This window comes from Bacteroides gallinarum DSM 18171 = JCM 13658, assembly GCF_000374365.1.
Taxonomy (GTDB): Bacteria; Bacteroidota; Bacteroidia; order Bacteroidales; family Bacteroidaceae; genus Bacteroides; species Bacteroides gallinarum.
This window is the reverse complement of record NZ_KB894120.1, coordinates 33,155-48,984: the sequence shown is the minus strand read 5'-3', so window position 1 is coordinate 48,984 and position 15,830 is coordinate 33,155. Positions and strand designations below refer to the sequence as shown.

At 47.1% G+C, this 15,830-nt stretch carries 10 protein-coding genes; 2 read left to right on the top strand and 8 right to left on the bottom strand.

All coding sequences use genetic code 11. The features are described 5' to 3' along the window. Positions 1 to 1,353, bottom strand: coding sequence for a dipeptidase (locus tag C233_RS0105090; RefSeq protein WP_018666379.1), 1,353 nt, complete (start codon positions 1,351 to 1,353; stop codon positions 1 to 3). Positions 1,354 to 1,373: 20 nt separating this feature from the next. Continuing rightward, positions 1,374 to 2,450, bottom strand: coding sequence for a chorismate synthase (aroC, locus tag C233_RS0105085; protein WP_018666377.1), 1,077 nt, complete (start codon positions 2,448 to 2,450; stop codon positions 1,374 to 1,376). 367 nt (positions 2,451 to 2,817) lie between these two features. Here aroC and C233_RS0105080 point away from each other — a divergent pair, with 367 nt between their 5' ends. Continuing rightward, entirely contained in the window at positions 2,818 to 4,620 is a 1,803-nt protein-coding gene (locus tag C233_RS0105080; RefSeq protein ID WP_025068642.1) for a PCMD domain-containing protein, read from the top strand. A gap of 441 nt (positions 4,621 to 5,061) precedes the next feature. Here C233_RS0105080 and C233_RS0105075 read toward each other — a convergent pair whose 3' ends face one another. The 6 genes from C233_RS0105075 to C233_RS0105050 form a co-directional block, all read right to left on the bottom strand. Further along, positions 5,062 to 7,302, bottom strand: a complete 2,241-nt coding sequence (locus tag C233_RS0105075; protein WP_025068643.1) for a cytochrome c biogenesis protein CcsA — start codon at positions 7,300 to 7,302, stop codon at positions 5,062 to 5,064. A 109-nt stretch (positions 7,303 to 7,411) separates the two neighbouring features. Then, the gene (locus C233_RS0105070) at positions 7,412 to 9,073 is read right to left on the bottom strand and encodes a di-heme oxidoredictase family protein (protein ID WP_018666372.1); all 1,662 of its coding nucleotides are present in this window, start codon (positions 9,071 to 9,073) and stop codon (positions 7,412 to 7,414) included. An 87-nt stretch (positions 9,074 to 9,160) separates the two neighbouring features. Continuing rightward, on the bottom strand, positions 9,161 to 10,402 hold the full coding sequence (locus C233_RS0105065) for an imelysin family protein (protein WP_026314738.1): 1,242 nt from the start codon (positions 10,400 to 10,402) through the stop codon (positions 9,161 to 9,163). Positions 10,403 to 10,443: 41 nt separating this feature from the next. Further along, on the bottom strand, positions 10,444 to 11,775 hold the full coding sequence (locus C233_RS0105060; protein WP_018666368.1) for a TonB-dependent receptor: 1,332 nt from the start codon (positions 11,773 to 11,775) through the stop codon (positions 10,444 to 10,446). 601 nt (positions 11,776 to 12,376) lie between these two features. Continuing rightward, a complete protein-coding gene (locus C233_RS0105055) occupies positions 12,377 to 13,162 on the bottom strand; it encodes a porin family protein (protein ID WP_018666366.1) in 786 nt (261 codons plus the stop codon). A gap of 7 nt (positions 13,163 to 13,169) precedes the next feature. Beyond that, entirely contained in the window at positions 13,170 to 14,330 is a 1,161-nt protein-coding gene (locus C233_RS0105050; RefSeq protein ID WP_018666364.1) for a PCMD domain-containing protein, read from the bottom strand. 174 nt (positions 14,331 to 14,504) lie between these two features. On the opposite strand from C233_RS0105050, the gene C233_RS0105045 reads away from it, so the two are divergent. Further along, positions 14,505 to 15,791 (top strand): L-cysteine desulfidase family protein, encoded by a 1,287-nt coding sequence (locus C233_RS0105045; protein ID WP_018666362.1) that lies wholly within the window; start codon positions 14,505 to 14,507, stop codon positions 15,789 to 15,791. Positions 15,792 to 15,830: the final 39 nt, after the last annotated feature.

Below are 15,830 nucleotides of genomic sequence, written 5' to 3'. Positions count from 1 at the left end.
TCAGTAATTCAGATGAAATTCGACAACTGCCTCGATACCTTTCCGCAGGATATCCAGCGGAATGTTTTCGTTGGGCGAGTGGATAGCATTGGATTCCAGCCCGAATCCCATAAGTATGGTCTTGATGCCCAACACCTCCTCGAACGTGGAGATGATAGGGATGCTTCCGCCGCGGCGCACGGCCAGCGGTTTCTTCCCGAAAGCCTTTGCAAAACCTTTCTCCGCCGCCTGGTATGCGGGGAGGGTAATGGGGCATACGTAGCCCTGCCCGCCGTGCATCGGAGTAACCTTTACCTGTACGGTGTCGGGGGCTATGCTCCGGATATAATCGGCAAACAGTTGCGAAATCTTGTGGTGCTCCTGGTGCGGAACCAGCCGGCACGATACTTTGGCATATGCCTTGGAGGGGAGCACGGTTTTGGAGCCTTCTCCCGTATAGCCGCCCCATATGCCGCATACATCGAAAGACGGACGGCAACTGTTACGTTCCAGTGTACTGTACCCTTTTTCGCCGGAGAGGGCATTTACGCCGATAGCCTTTTTGTACTTCTCCTCGTCGAAGGGGATGCGTGCTATCATTTCGCGTTCCGCCTGCGGCACTTCCTCCACATCATCGTAGAAGCCGGGCACGGTGATGCGTCCGTCCGCATCCGTCACTTCGCTTATCATCCGGCAGAGCACGTTGATAGGGTTGGCTACCGCACCGCCGAAGTGACCGGAGTGCAGGTCGCGGTTCGGTCCGGTTACTTCTATCTCCCAATAGGCAAGCCCGCGCAGCCCGGTCGTCAGCGAGGGGAGGTCTGCACCCAGCATGCTGGTGTCCGAAACGAGGATAACATCGGCTTTCAACAGCTCCTTATGTTCCCGGCAGAAGCTTTCGAGGCTGGGAGAGCCTATCTCTTCCTCTCCTTCGAAGATGAACTTCACGTTGTGGGTCAGCAGACCGTGCTTCACCAGGTATTCGAAAGCTTTTACCTGGATGAACGATTGGCCTTTGTCATCATCCGCACCGCGCGCCCAGATATGGCCGTCGCGTATTTCCGGTTCGAAGGGATTACTTTTCCAAAGTTCCAGCGGTTCGGCGGGCATCACGTCGTAGTGCGCGTATATCAATACCGTTTTAGCTTCCGGGTCTACAATCTTCTGTCCGAACACGATAGGGTTGCCTGCCGAGGGCATCACCAGCGCCTCGTCCGCACCGGCTTCCAGCAAAAGTTGCGCCCAGCGCTCGGCGCACGCCAGCATGTCGTCGTGGTGTTCGGGTTTGGCACTGATACTGGGAATGCGGATAAGGCTGAACAAATCTTCCAGCATCCGGGGCTCGTTCTCTGCGATATATTTCTTTATTTCCATATTACATTACCGCTTTTTCATTATAACTGTGTGGTACGGTCAATCAGGTAGAAGTCGAGTAGCGTCAATGCCGCCATAGCTTCTACGATAGGCACGGCGCGGGGCAGTACGCAGGGGTCGTGGCGTCCGCGGGCTTTGAGCGTGGTGTCTATGCCGTTCAGGTTTACGGTGTGCTGCTCCATAAGTACGGTTGCCACCGGTTTGAAGGCTACCCGGAAATAGATGTCCTGCCCGTTGCTGATACCGCCCTGGATGCCTCCGGAATGGTTGGTATGCGTTTCGATGCGCCCGTTATTATTGAAAAATACGTCGTTCTGTTCCGAACCCTTCATTTTCAGCCCTTTGAACCCTTCGCCGTATTCGAATGCCTTTGCTGCGTTGATGCTGAGCATGCCGGCGGCAAGGGCGGATTGTAGTTTTCCGTAAATGGGTTGTCCCAGTCCGATAGGGCATCCCTTGATAACACAGGTCACTACGCCGCCAATGGTATCGCCTTCGCCTTTTATCTTGAAGATAAGTTCTTCCATTTCTTTCGCTTTCTCCGGGTCGGGGCAGCGTACCGGATTGGTTTCAATCAGGTCGAGGTCGTAGGCGGTATAGTTTTCTTCCAGCTTGATAGGCCCTACCTGCGAGGTGTACGCCGTAATGTGTATGCCGAGCTGGTTCAGTGCCAGTTTAGCCAGTGCGCCCGCTACGACGCGCGAAATGGTTTCGCGTGCCGACGAACGTCCGCCGCCGCGGTGGTCGCGTATTCCATATTTTACCTTATAGGTATAGTCGGCGTGCGAGGGGCGGTATACTTCTTTCAGGTTGTTGTAGTCGTTGGAATGCTGGTTCTCGTTCCATACGATGAAACCGATAGGGCATCCGGTGGATTTGCCCTCGAAAATGCCCGAAAGGAATTCTACTTTGTCGGATTCTTTCCGTGAGGTGGTGATGCGCGACTGTCCCGGACGGCGGCGGTCGAGCTCTGCCTGTACAAAATCCATATCGATAGTAATTCCTGCGGGAAACCCGTCTATTACGCCGCCTATGCCTTTGCCATGTGACTCTCCGAAGCTGGTAAGCCGGAGAATATTGCCGAATGAGTTGAACATATCAAATGCTTTAATAGTTTATAATGAGGTTAATGTGCCAAGTTTGCCTTGCTTTAGGGGCTTTTGACTTTTTAAAGGTAACAATTTTTTTTGTAAATCGTTTCAAAAATGACAATAAATCTTTTATTTCCCGACTTTCTGGTTGCCGCCGCTGTCTCGATACGTTTATTTCATTTTAATATATATAGAGGTATTTAAGGATGTGAATAGATTATGTATTTATCATTATATGAAAAAAGGAACATCTATTTTTTAGAAAAGACCTTGTATAAAGGCTTTAAAAACTGTTACTTTGTGCCCTTGATAAAAAAGAGAGTATTATGCACCCCAACTATAGGGTGAATTTATTAACTAAACAAGTACTTATATGAAGAAAAAAATGTTTTGTTTATTTGCATTGCTCTGTTCGATGAGTTTATTTACGGCTTGTAGCGATGACGACGATGCTGTGGATTATTCTAAAGTCATTGAGGAGGAGATTGCAGGTAATTATAAAGGTTTAATGGATGTCTTTTATGAAGAACCTGAAAACGTAATTGCTGAAGATATGCAGCAGAAGATAACTATTAAGAAATCTTCTGCTACTTCCATAGGGTTGGAGTTAAAGGACTTTTCAATAACAGTTGCTGGCACGGTAATTCCTATTGGAGATTTGGCTATTGATAATTGTCCTTTGACGGTTGAGGGAGATAAATATTCCTTTACAGGTAATGCCGATTTGGATTTGATTGTCGGTAAGTGTGCGGTTTCTGTTGAAGGAGCTATCAATGGTGAAGATATTGAACTAATAATTAAAGTTAATGTGGCTGATACTCCCATGAAAGTTCGCGTAGAATATAAAGGCCACAAAATGACAGGTAATGAGAGTTCGGAGGCTCTGATTAAAGAGTTTAAATTTGAGAGCGATGTCATTGCTGAACAGCCGGTAATCAACGAAGAAGATAGGACTATTACTTTTAAAGTGGTTGAGACTGCAACTGCTGATGATTTAAGAGCACTGATACCTATTATCACTTATTCAGAAAATGCAACCATTACTCCTGAATCGGGTGTGGCACAAGATTTCTCTGAAAATAAAGTGGTGGTTTATAAAGTTACTTCGGAAGACGGTGAAACAATGAGGGAATATAAAGTATTTGCCAGAAAGAGTTCGGATGCTTTAATTACAGGATTCACTTTTGACAATCCTATTGTAGCAGAACAGCCAGTAATCAATGAAGATAATACTATCACTTTTAAAGTTAAAGCTTCTGCTACTACTGATGCTTTGAAGGCTTTAGTACCTACCATTACCTATTCTCATAAGGCTACCATAATCCCTGAGTCTGGCGTAGCGCAAGATTTTTCTGATAATAAAGAAGTAATTTATACGGTTACTTCCGAAGACGGTACAGTAGTAAAGGAGTATAAGGTTTTTATTTCAGGTACTGTAGAAAATAAAATTGAATATGATTTTGAAGCGTGGGATTTTTTTGAGGATGGTCTGTATAACGATATAATGCAACCGGTTGGATGGGCTACTTGTAATGATGCTGTAGGTTTGATTAAGAAGATGGGATCCATGGGTGGTGGTATAACTTATGAAGGTGAATTCCCTGCTCGTGAAACAAGTGATTGTGTGTCAGGAAATAAGGCTATGCTATTAGAGTCGGTCGATACCAAAGGTGGGACAATTTGGGGACAAAAAGTTCCTAAAGTTACAGCAGGAACGGCTTTCTTGGGCACTTTTAATGCAATGGCAGCGATGAGTGATCCTATGGCAACCACTTCTTTTGGTAACATATATGAAGAAAAACCGTTGGAGGTGAAAGGATATTTTAAATATGTAGCGGGAGACTCTTTTTATAATAGCGATGGGCAATTGGATGCAAGTAAGAAAGATAAATGCACTATTGCTGCTGTTTTGTATGAGGTTGATTCAGATGATGAGACGCTGAATGGCGGTAATATTTATAATTCGCAGAAGATTGTAGCAAAAGCGATGTTTAATAGTGAAGGTCAAGCAGATTATACTCCATTTTCTTTAATTTTGGATTATACGAAGGAATATGATACAACAAAAAAATATAAATTTGCTGTTATCTTTTCTGCGAGCGAAGATGGTGCTAATTACAATGCTGCAATTGGTAGTAAATTGTATATAGATAATGTTACAATTATCAATGAATAACTTATATATTCTTACGTAGATAATTTTTTAATTTACGATTAATCTCTTCATTTATTTCTAAGAAAATAGGTGAAGAGATTTTTTATATATGTAGGACTTGGAGTTTCTTTTTTTGTTTGACCGGCATGTATAATGAAAGGTAGAATATTTTTGCTTTTCTGTCTTTGTTTTTATCAATCATGGAACTATCTTTGGAATTCCTAAATCAAAACACTGGAATGCCCTTTTGAAAATCTTACTTTCTCCTGTATCTTTTACGCTTTTATCAGTAGTATAACCCCGTTTTGCAACTGTGGGCTGTATGGTTTTCAGTTGTGGGCTCAACAGCCCGCAGTTGGCAACCGTACAGCCCGCAACTGTAAAACGGGATTTTGTTCAGTGTATAACGGTATTTTGTCTGCTCTTTAAGTACAAAAGTAACGTAGCAGAACGTATTTTGTCCTATGCATAGCTATGCATTCCTCCCAGTAGGAAGTTTACACCGAAATAAGTTATCAGCACGCTGAAAAAGGCTATAATGGAGAATATGTGGAAAAACATAGGGCGGCGGAAGCATGGCAAAGAAGACGGATGTAACGCAAAAGCATAGACTATCATCGTGATGAGTGCCCATACCTCTTTAGGGTCCCAGCCCCAATAACGCCCCCATGACACATTGGCCCATACCGCACCGATAAAGATGCCTGCCGCAAGCAGGAACACTGCCGGATAGAGTATGATGCGGCTGATGATATGCAGACGTTCCGCCTCGAGCGCGCAGTCTTTACGGAAGTAATAAAGAAGCACCGCAGTAAGTCCGTTGAACATTACGAATGCCAGCAGCGAATAAGCAATCATAATGACCACCACATGGAAGCTGAGCAAGGGGGAAGACAATACCGGCATTAACTGCGTGACTTGGGGATTGGATTCTCCCAACATGGACACCAGCAGGGCAAGTCCGGAAAATAGGAAACCGAAACTTACGGCAACGGATATTCTGCGGTAAAAGAAGAGAGCCAGCAGTGCCGAGCATGCCGCCAGTAGTTGCATCGTTTCGTGTCCGTTGGACATAGGTACATGGCCGCTGACTATCCCCCGCAACGTAACCATGAAGCAGAGATAAACAGACAACGCGCCCAGCAAGGACAGGAACAGCGTATGTACCCTGCCGGAAGCACGCTTCCCGGCAATCATGCACCGGCAATAAAATACAAAAGCCGCTATGCCCAGCAATATGGAAACGATTGCCGGCGGACGGCTGTTGTTGAGCCGGTTGTAACATTTCTCTGCCTTGAACCTGAAGCCGGAGGGCAGGAAATCTCCCGCCTCGCGCACCTGGTACTTACGTATCTTGTCGAGCAGCAAGCCTACTTCCCGGAAGTCTCCCCGTGCAACCTGCTCGGCAACGTAGTTCATGCTGTTGCGTATGAATATCCATAAATCCTCGGGCATTTCATGCGGCAGGCGGTCTGTAAGGGAGTACCATACAATCTGTCCGCCGGGTGTAGTGTGAATGCTGTCGCCTGCCGAAATGTAGGGGTATATTTTCCAGATGCTTCCGGCTGCCACCATACTGATGAGACTGAATTTTTCATTCGCTTCTTCGAAGCCGTGCATGTCTTTCATCTCTATTTTGTTCTGCACTTCTTCATCCAGCTTGTAGCCATTGATATCGGCGAAGTCTACCAGACGGGCATATTTGCCGCCGATACCCAAGAGGCGTTGCACTTCTTTGCTCTTGACCAGCACGCACGGCTCTTCTTTCCAACTGTCGTAATAGAAAAACCAGCCGGTCAGCACTTGTTCGGCAGTCAGCCCCTTATAGGAGGAAGCTCCGTACAGCTTGACGGTGAAATCCTTTGCCAGTGTCTGCAAAGGGCATATCCGGTCGTTATAGTAAATGTAGAGTTCGCCGAACTTTGCCGCCGTTTCACGCGGTAAGGCGCGCGGAGTAGCCTTTGCCTGCATGCAGCCCGATGAGGAGAGGAGCAGTATCGTACAAACAGCCGCCGAACGCAGCAGCGGATAGCGTAGCAACTGGCGGAACTGGCTGTGTTTACCGAAAAAGAACAGGCACATAGACAGCAGCAGCAATCCGTACCCGGTATAAGTGACTGCTATCCCCCAAGGGTCGTAAGCTACGGACAAGGTAGTCCCTTTGCCGTCGGAATCGTATTTGGACTGGTAGAAACGGTAGTTGCGGTAACGGTATATATGGTTCATGGATACTCTTCCCCCGTATGTTTCCGCTCCGTCTTTCACGATGATATCGCTGACAAAGTCCATAGGGGCGGAAGTGCCCGGATAATATTCCAGAGAGAACTTTTCCAAGGAAAGTCCGAAAGGGAACTGCTGTGTCTTTCCCTGCACCGTGAACTCCCGAACGGGCTCGTCTGCATCCTGGCGCAGATGTACGCTTCCTTGTTGCCCGAAAATATGGGTAATCAGCGCACCTGCCAGGATAACAAGGAAGGAAAGATGCAGGAGAAACGTGAAAGGTTGCCTGTATGTTTTGCGGCAGTAGAGATAAGCCGCAGCAGATAGGGCAAGCCCTCCCCAGCAAGCTATGAAGAAAGGCGAACCGTACATATACCGGACAACCCAAGGTGTTCCGTACTGTTTCTCCAATAAGGTTGCCGCAACCATGAAAAGGACAAGCACGCCCGTTAAACCAAAAGAAAGGGATTTCAGTAGTTTCATCAGATTACTATGTTAATATACATAAATGTCATCCCGAATATAATGAAGAAACCTTCGTCATATTCGAGATGACTCAACTATTCCAAAGAAGCTTTACGAACGGCCTCCTTTAGATAGAGTCCAGGAACTTGATTACCGCATCCCGGTCGGTCTTGGACAGTTTGCGGAACTCGACTACCGTTTCGTAAGCATCGCTCTGCTCGTTTGTACCATGCCACATGATAGCTTCCAGCGTAGTGCGCGCACGGCAGTCGTGCAGGCGGTCGATGTATTCGGAACCCGTACAACGTTGGTGCAGTCCGCGTCCCCATAGCGGAGTGGTGCGGCACCAGCCGGTACGGATATCGTTTATCATCAGTAACTTATGCTGTACCATATCCGTATAAGGCCAGATTGTCTGGTTGGGATAGCGCGGCAGCTCTCTCCCTTGGCTTCCGTTGAAGAACTGTGCCGGGTCTCTGATTTCGTCGCTGCCCGTAGTCCAGGACGGACGGTGGCAATAGGCGCAACCTATCTCCTCGAAGAGTTCCTTGCCCCGCTTCACATCTTCGTCTTCGATGTTGCGGACGGCTGGAACTGCCAGTCCCCGGTGCCATACCATTAAATCGATGTAATTCTGGTCTGTAGCTTCCGCATCCAGGTTCGTAGAGTTCATGTAGTTCAGTATATTCTGCTCTACATCTCCCGTAAACCATTCCGGATGTTTCTTGTCGGGGTCTACCTGGGCGATGTAGGCAGGGAAGGCACTCTGCACATTCGGGTCGGCAGCCGCTGCTTTGGCATAAAAACCGCCTGCATCCTTATAGTGGTACTTGCGGTCGCTGCGTGTTACGTTGGTGATGTTCCAAAAAGCATTGGCTCCTGCGGCATCCTGCAACGGTCCGCGGCTCAGCGCATAAGTAAAACGGTAAGGATACTTCTTGCCGTCACTGGTGGCTTCCTTGCTTGTATATTGGCCTGTCCAGTCGCCGTTTGCAAAGAAAGCCGGGTTCAGCCCATTCTTCATAAAGCCGTCTTTCTCTTCTTTGGCATACTGTTCTTTCAAATCTTCATCGGTAATGGCATCCAGCAAGCCCGTACCATAAATACCGATTGTAGATTCCAGACGTACATCGTACTCTCCCATTTCGGCATCGCTCAGGATACCCTGCCTATATGCATAAACGGCTTCTTTCGGCAGGTCTACTTCGGGATATCTCAACTTGTAGGTTTCACCGTCTTCGAACTTGTTGCCGAAGTTGTCCGTATAATCATGCCATGTAATCGTTATCTGAGACTCATCCAACGGGGCTTCAAAAGGTGCTACGGCGTGTCCCTGGGGCATACCTGCCAACCAGTTCACATAGGCGTTCGTTTCAGGATTATACACTACCAGCAAATAGCCGTTTCCTATCTCATTGGTACGGAAAGTGCCGTTGGGCTGGCTCTTTCCGTGTCCATATCCCGGATGACAGTGCATACAGGAACTGCGCAGATAAGTGGGACCCAGGCCGCCACGTACTCCGTCGGTATTGGACACAAAATTTTTCTCGAATAGTTGTTCACCGCGCTTGAAGGACAACGTCAAACCGGCATTTTCAACCGCAGGGGTCGGTTGCTCGAATGCAGCGGAAGTGGTGATGAATGCCGTACCCAGCTCTCCTCCCGCATAATACCAGTCCGGTAACTCCCCGGAGGGAGTGCCGTCGGGGGCAGACGTGGGCTCGTCATCGCTACAAGCGGTAAAGCCCACAAAAATCAAGGCTCCCAATAAATAGTGGAATTTTTTCATATCATAAAATATTAGTCAGTAATAATAACGACAGAAGCGGACGTAACAATATACATCCGCTCTTGTAATAAAGATTACTTATTGTTATCAGTTCTTCTGTACAGCATTCATTACTTCATCCAGAATGTCATTCAAAGCTTGACAAGCTTCTTGGGCATCCAAATTAATTTGTTCATATTGAGGGTCACTGGCAGTGGATGCAAACGGTTCTTTCATCTGTTGAATCTTAGTGATAGCGTTATCGATAGCATCCTGCACTCTTTCATCCAAGTCGGCATCAACAGTCTTGATATAGTCGCTCAAAGAATGATTTACCGGCTTGATGTAGCTTTCAGTTACGTTTGCCTCTGTCTGATATCCCATATAAGCGGTACGTACGCTCTTGATATTATCTACGAAGTCAATAATGGAATTCAAAGCATACGGAGATTCGATGTAGTCCGGATTATTATCTTCACCATGACCGATAGGGTTACCGATTTTCTGTCCGCCTACTTCGTCGACAATATCCTGAGCGCCTACGAGCAGTTCTTGAACAGCTTCTGCATAAGATTTATACTTGCTACCGCCACTACCGGCATTTTTCATAGACTCGCCATAGTAGAAAGTCGGTTCCAATTCCGCACTGCTCAAATAACCCCATTTTTCAGAGCTCTCGCCATAAGTACCTTCATCGGACCAAGCCACTTCCAGACGTACGCATTGGTTGCGCAAATCGCCTGCCACAGCGGCCAGGTAATACAGTTCGTTTTGAGTAAATTTGCTGACAGGGCGCGGAGATGTAGTAGCTGTTTGTTTATTAGCCGGCTCGAACAACATATATTCTATTGCATGGAATCCCAACAGACCTTGACCGAGGCTGTTACTAACATAGGTGGCAGCACTTTCTTTGTCTTTCATCTGCTCCATCTGCTTCGTATTTCCCAGCATGGCTTCCATTGCCACCTTGTCCAAAGGCCATGTATCGATATGCGGGTCGATGTTGTAATCGGCAGCAGCTCCATACAGCCAAGCCTCGCTCAACTCCCAATATCTGCGGGCAGTAATCCACTTATTGCCTGCATCTTCTACCATGGCTTTTGTCAGTCCGCTGACACCTGCGTCGCACATCGCTTCACAAGCATTGCACAATTCTATGGCAGCATCGGCAAGTCCTTTATAAGTAGGAATAACCGAATTGTTCACATAATCTTCTATAACAAGCTTCAATGCCTGCTCTTGTGCCGTCTCTCCGCCGGCACCGTTTTCATCATCGTCACAAGCAACCAGATTCATTGTAACGAAGGCTCCCATTGCCAAATACATCGGCAATCTGAATAATCTTTTCATTTCCATTTTAATCGAGTTTTATAGTTAACCTATTTAATTTGTCACCTCGTAAAGAAGCCGGAATAAGCCACTCCAAAGGAAATTGCCGGCTCGTTATTATAGGGGCTTTTCAGCAGTCCGATAGAATACTCTCCCTTAAGGACGATTTCTTTTATCGGGTAGTAGTTTAAACCGGCAGCTATGCGGTGACGTCCGGTCCATTCGTAATTCAGCACCCCATTGGCAGTTTTGTGCATTGCATCGTAGTAGTCATAACGTGCAAAGGCATACAAGCTCTGCTTTTTCTGCTTCATCTTATCAATCTGCGAGAAGATATCGTATCCGGCTTCAACGCCTGCGGCCATTGCATCCGAAGCCACATTTTGTTTGGGTGACGGAGCGTCGTCGCGGAATTTCTTATTGAATGCGGTAATACGGTCGGAATCGGACAAATGCCCATAGTCGAAGTTTCCGCGTACAATCCAATTGTGTGCATTGTAATTAAAGTCGAAAGCGCCGATTACCACTGTTCCTTTCACATCTTCCCATGACGTATTGGGGTGCGCCAATGTATTGGTGAATGTATTGCCTACATATCCGCTCAAGGAAAGGCGCAAGCCGGGAATGGAGAAGTTGTCTACGCGAAAAGCGCCGGCTATGGAATTGGCGATTTTAAATTCGTAGGGGCTTCCTGCCCCGCCTTTAATCCAGTCTTTCGTACCGAAACGGTCGGAATCCAGACCGGGCAGCAGCAAAGCCTCGTAGCGCCAGTCGCCTGCCTGTCCCCATATGCTGACACCCGTTTCGTGCCATGTACAGGGCATTATCGTATTTTCTCCTTCCGGACGGTAAACTCCGAAGAACTCGGTAGGCATGTGGTGCTGGTTGGTTGCACCTACGGGAACAATAATATGTCCCAGCTTCACATTGAACTCCGGACAGAAAGATTTTTGTATCCAGAACTGTTCTAGAGCCACTTCACCGCCGCGCTCTATCTCGCTTTCGTATTCGCCGCCTTCATCGTCTTCTATCTCCATTGCACTTTCCGTACCACCGTGTTCGAACTCGATTTCACTGCCCATTGTCCAACCTTTGCCGAAGTCGTATCCTAAGAATATGACTACATGCGGCAGGTCAAAACGGCCGTGCTTGTCTCCTTGTGCCGCCTTTATGTTAGTTTCGTTCTTATAACGATTCCATGAATCGCTAAAGAAGTTACGGCTATAAACAGCCTCGCCGTATCCGCCTAAAGTAAGCCTGGACTTCTTTTGCGGCGTTTTTTCTATCTTTTCCGTGTTGTTGTAATCTTTATCGTGCTCCGTTATGTTTTCCGCCGAAACACTTACGGCACAGAATGCAAGACACAAAGAAAACACAAAATCTTTTCCTTTCATTTTCTTATTTTTTTATAATTTTAAATCGGGGCAAAGGTAAAAGTTGTAAAAGGGGCAAACAATACCTAAAAGATAGTATAAGAGGCGTGTGTTTACTTACAATTAGGTATGGTATAACTTGATTTGGAGTATTCAGTAAATACCTTTAAAAACAAAATGGCATATGAAGATTAGTAACTATAATCATTTCATATGCCATTTTTATTGGTAATTCTCTGTATATCTTGATTTTATCCGTTTGGGCATGATGTTCCGAAAGAAAGCCGAAGGCTTCTTCTGATGTTTTTATTAATCATGCTATGCTGCTTTACTCTGTCTGTTTCTGATTTAGCCAATACGGAGGGTATCAAAACGCTGAATGACATATCATTCAGCGTTTTGATACCCTCCTTTTTTAAGCGGGACGCTACAAGCTGTCTAATGCCTTTATTTCACTTCAAGAGGGGTATATCATAGAATTCCGTGCCTAAAAGAAATCATCGGGCACGTGACGACACACTTCTTCTTATAACGGTTGTCGTCACTCCGTAATCCATTTGTACTTAATGCATTACGGTAAAAAGTGACGAGTGACGAGAAAAACAGTGAAAACTCTTATTGCTTAGAAAGCATATCCGAAACCTAAATTCAGGTAGATAGGATACATATTAAATGTTATCGTATCGAAATCCTTTTGGAAGATGTTGTTCAATCCCCACGTCAGGTCGGCATGTACGGTAAGGTGCTTGAATGCTTTCCATTCTCCGCCGAACTGTATTCCCCACTGGAACTTCCTTAAATCCTCGGAGAAGTCGTAGGTGGCAATGCTTTCGCCGGTGAACTCCACTTTCGAGCCGGTCTGGTCGGGGGTACGCAGATGTCCTTCGTAAACATGTCCGGAGAAGTTACCTTCCAACAGGTAGGAGAAGTAAGGACCTGCAGACAACATCCAACGCTTGCTGATGCGGTAGTCCGCCAGGATAGGAATGGTGAGGTAAGAGTTCTTCACTTTGGTTTTGACGCCTCCCGTCCAAAGACCTGCCAACTCCCCGCCATTGGTGTTGATAATTCTCATACCGTAGTTCTTTACAGTGGCTTCGGTAGTCATGTGCTTATTTTCCAGGCGCAGTCCCAGCGTGAGTCCCCATTTCTTTTCTTTGTCGAACCACTTGGTTGCGTTACCTTCGATAGCAATGGCTATGCCCGGTGCATAACTGTCTATCTTGCGTATCTCTTTGGGCAGGGGGATAGGGGATGTACCGCCGATGTTGAACCCTGCCTTTATGCCGTATTCCCAACCGTGCAGGTAGGAGTTGATAAGGCTTTTGTTTCTTTCTTCTTGTGCCTGTACGTTGGCAACCATTGCCAGCAATACGGCTATCATGCAAATAAATGGATATTTTTTCATACTACAATCAGTTGTCTTGGCTTATAAGTTCTAATTCGTCTACATACAATGTGCTGCCTACAGCACCTTTGAAGTATGCGCCGTCTACGCTGGAAGAAAGGACGATGCTCAGTTTGTATTTGCCGTTCTGCAGCTTAGTGGCGTCTATGCTTTTACCGTTTACCGCCTTGAAAGGCAAATCGAATGCAGTCCATGTATCGGTTTCTTTGGCATCTTCCTCGCTGAATCGTGCGATAGATACGAGCTTATTGGAATTCAGGCTGGAGCCGCCGTCCAGCATAAAAGAGTTGTCGTCTGCCTCGTACAGTATGGCGTAGATGTCGAAACGGTCTTTTTTGTCTTTCTGTACCACACCTGCATCGGTATAGACATCTCCTGCCTTGAATTTATAATAGCCTCTCAATGCTACGGGGCGCTTGTAGTATTGGATACCGAATTTGGTAGCCCGCAAGGGGTCTTTGAGGGCGTTCGCCAAATCGAAAGAACCGATAAACAGGTTGCCTGCCGCAATGTACATATCGACCATAGCGCCGAAGCTGCCGGTGTCGCAGGTAGTCAGCTTGATACCGTTGCCGCGGTAACCGTCGGTTACCTGCTGGGTGGGATAGCCGGTACGGTCGTCCGCCATGCTGGTTAGCTTGAAACCGGGATTGCCGCTCGACCATTGCAGCACGCGCGAAGCGGTGGTGGAGGTTCCGGGTTCGAACTCATAAAGGATGTCGTACTCGGTATTGCTTGCCGGAAGCAGCTCCTCGAAATGGAAGAAGTCCGGTATTTCGGTAGGTATAATCTTTACAGTATAGGTAGAGTGCCATTCTCCGTCCTCGGAGGTTACGGTGAAGGTACGCGAGTGTGTATCGTTGTCGAAATCGTACTTATAGATAACTTTCTCCGGGTTGCTTTCGTCTACGATGTCATTGGCGTAATGCTCGTCCGCCTTAAGGGTTGCACCGGCGGGTAGAGTAAACGATAGCTGCTGTTTCGATAAGTCTGCTCCTTTATGCACGTATACATTTATTTCTTTGGAGTCGCTGTTGATGTGAGCTAATTGTACATCCGTACCTATACAGGCATCAATAGCTGCTTCGGAGTTGAGAGCCTCGTCCTGTATGCAAGACGAAACGGTCAGGGTAAGCATGAGGGCAGTAGTCCACTTCTTAAAATTCATATACTTCTTTTTTGAAAGTTGATAAATTGATATAGTTTAGCGATTTGCAAAAATACGCTATTATTTTGTAATAACAGATTAGAGGAGAAAAAAGTGTGGTAAACTCTGTTATTTATTTGTTATTCCGTTCTATCTTTGCATAAATATCGAATAAAAAATATACATATCGGCGGTATGACTGAAACAGAAAGAAAACAGATAATAGCCCTGGTGCGACGCGAAGTGGTTCCCGCTATCGGATGTACGGAACCTATTGCTGTGGCTTTGTGCGTGGCGAAAGCAACCGAAACCTTAGGAGCGCGGCCGGAAAAGATAGCCGTACGGTTGAGTGCCAATATCCTGAAAAATGCAATGGGAGTGGGTATTCCCGGTACGGGGATGATAGGTTTGCCCATTGCCATAGCGTTGGGGGCGTTGGTGGGCAAGTCGGAATACCGGCTGGAGGTGCTGAAAGACAGCAGCCCTGCCGCAGTGGAGGAGGGAAAGCGCTTTATCGGCGAGAAACGCATCGGCATAGCGCTGAAAGAGGGCATCGCGGAGAAACTCTACATCGAGGTGTGCTGCGAGGCGGGAGCGGACAACGCCACTGCTGTTATAGCCGGCGGACATACCACCTTTATATATATAGCCCGCAATGGCGATATCCTGCTGAACAGGCAGAATAAAGGTTGCGAGGAAGCGGAGGAACCCGCCGTGGATTTGACATTGCGCAAGGTGTACGACTTCGCTATGGATGCCCCGTTGGATGAAATCCGCTTTATCCTTGAAACTGCGCGTTTAAACAAAGCCGCCGCCGAGTGTTCTTTCCAAGGAAACTACGGCCACGGATTGGGCAGGATGCTGCGCGGTACGTACGAACATAAGATATTGGGCGACAGCGTATTTTCGCATATCCTCTCTTATACATCCGGCGCATGTGACGCCCGTATGGCAGGTGCGATGATACCGGTAATGAGCAACTCCGGAAGCGGCAACCAGGGTATTTCCGCCACATTGCCCGTCCTGGTTTATGCTGAGGAAAACGGCAAGTCGGAAGAAGAACTGGTGCGTGCCCTAATGCTCAGCCACCTGACGGTGATTTATATCAAACAGAGCCTGGGACGCCTCTCCGCCTTATGCGGCTGTGTGGTGGCCGCTACGGGTTCCAGTTGCGGTATCACCTGGCTAATGGGGGGTACTTACGAGCAGATAGCGTTTGCCGTACAGAATATGGTTGCCAACCTTACCGGCATGATTTGCGACGGTGCGAAGCCCAGTTGTGCCCTGAAGGTAACTACCGGCGTTTCTACCGCTGTGCTTTCCGCCATTATGGCAATGGAGAACCGTTGCGTTACTTCCGTAGAGGGTATTATCGACGAAGATGTAGACCAGACTATCCGCAACCTTACCAAGATAGGTTCTAAGGGAATGGACGAAACCGACAGGCTGGTATTGGAGATAATGACAGGAAAGGGAAAGTAATTGGGAGTTGAAAGGTGATAGTTGATAGTTGAAAGTTGG

Coding starts and splice junctions, on each gene's coding strand:
- C233_RS0105090 (WP_018666379.1), bottom strand. CDS start 1,353: ATGGAAATAAAGAAATATATCGCAGAGAACGAGCCCCGGATGCTGGAA.
- aroC (WP_018666377.1), bottom strand. CDS start 2,450: ATGTTCAACTCATTCGGCAATATTCTCCGGCTTACCAGCTTCGGAGAG.
- C233_RS0105080 (WP_025068642.1), top strand. CDS start 2,818: ATGAAGAAAAAAATGTTTTGTTTATTTGCATTGCTCTGTTCGATGAGT.
- C233_RS0105075 (WP_025068643.1), bottom strand. CDS start 7,302: ATGAAACTACTGAAATCCCTTTCTTTTGGTTTAACGGGCGTGCTTGTC.
- C233_RS0105070 (WP_018666372.1), bottom strand. CDS start 9,073: ATGAAAAAATTCCACTATTTATTGGGAGCCTTGATTTTTGTGGGCTTT.
- C233_RS0105065 (WP_026314738.1), bottom strand. CDS start 10,402: ATGAAAAGATTATTCAGATTGCCGATGTATTTGGCAATGGGAGCCTTC.
- C233_RS0105060 (WP_018666368.1), bottom strand. CDS start 11,775: ATGAAAGGAAAAGATTTTGTGTTTTCTTTGTGTCTTGCATTCTGTGCC.
- C233_RS0105055 (WP_018666366.1), bottom strand. CDS start 13,162: ATGAAAAAATATCCATTTATTTGCATGATAGCCGTATTGCTGGCAATG.
- C233_RS0105050 (WP_018666364.1), bottom strand. CDS start 14,330: ATGAATTTTAAGAAGTGGACTACTGCCCTCATGCTTACCCTGACCGTT.
- C233_RS0105045 (WP_018666362.1), top strand. CDS start 14,505: ATGACTGAAACAGAAAGAAAACAGATAATAGCCCTGGTGCGACGCGAA.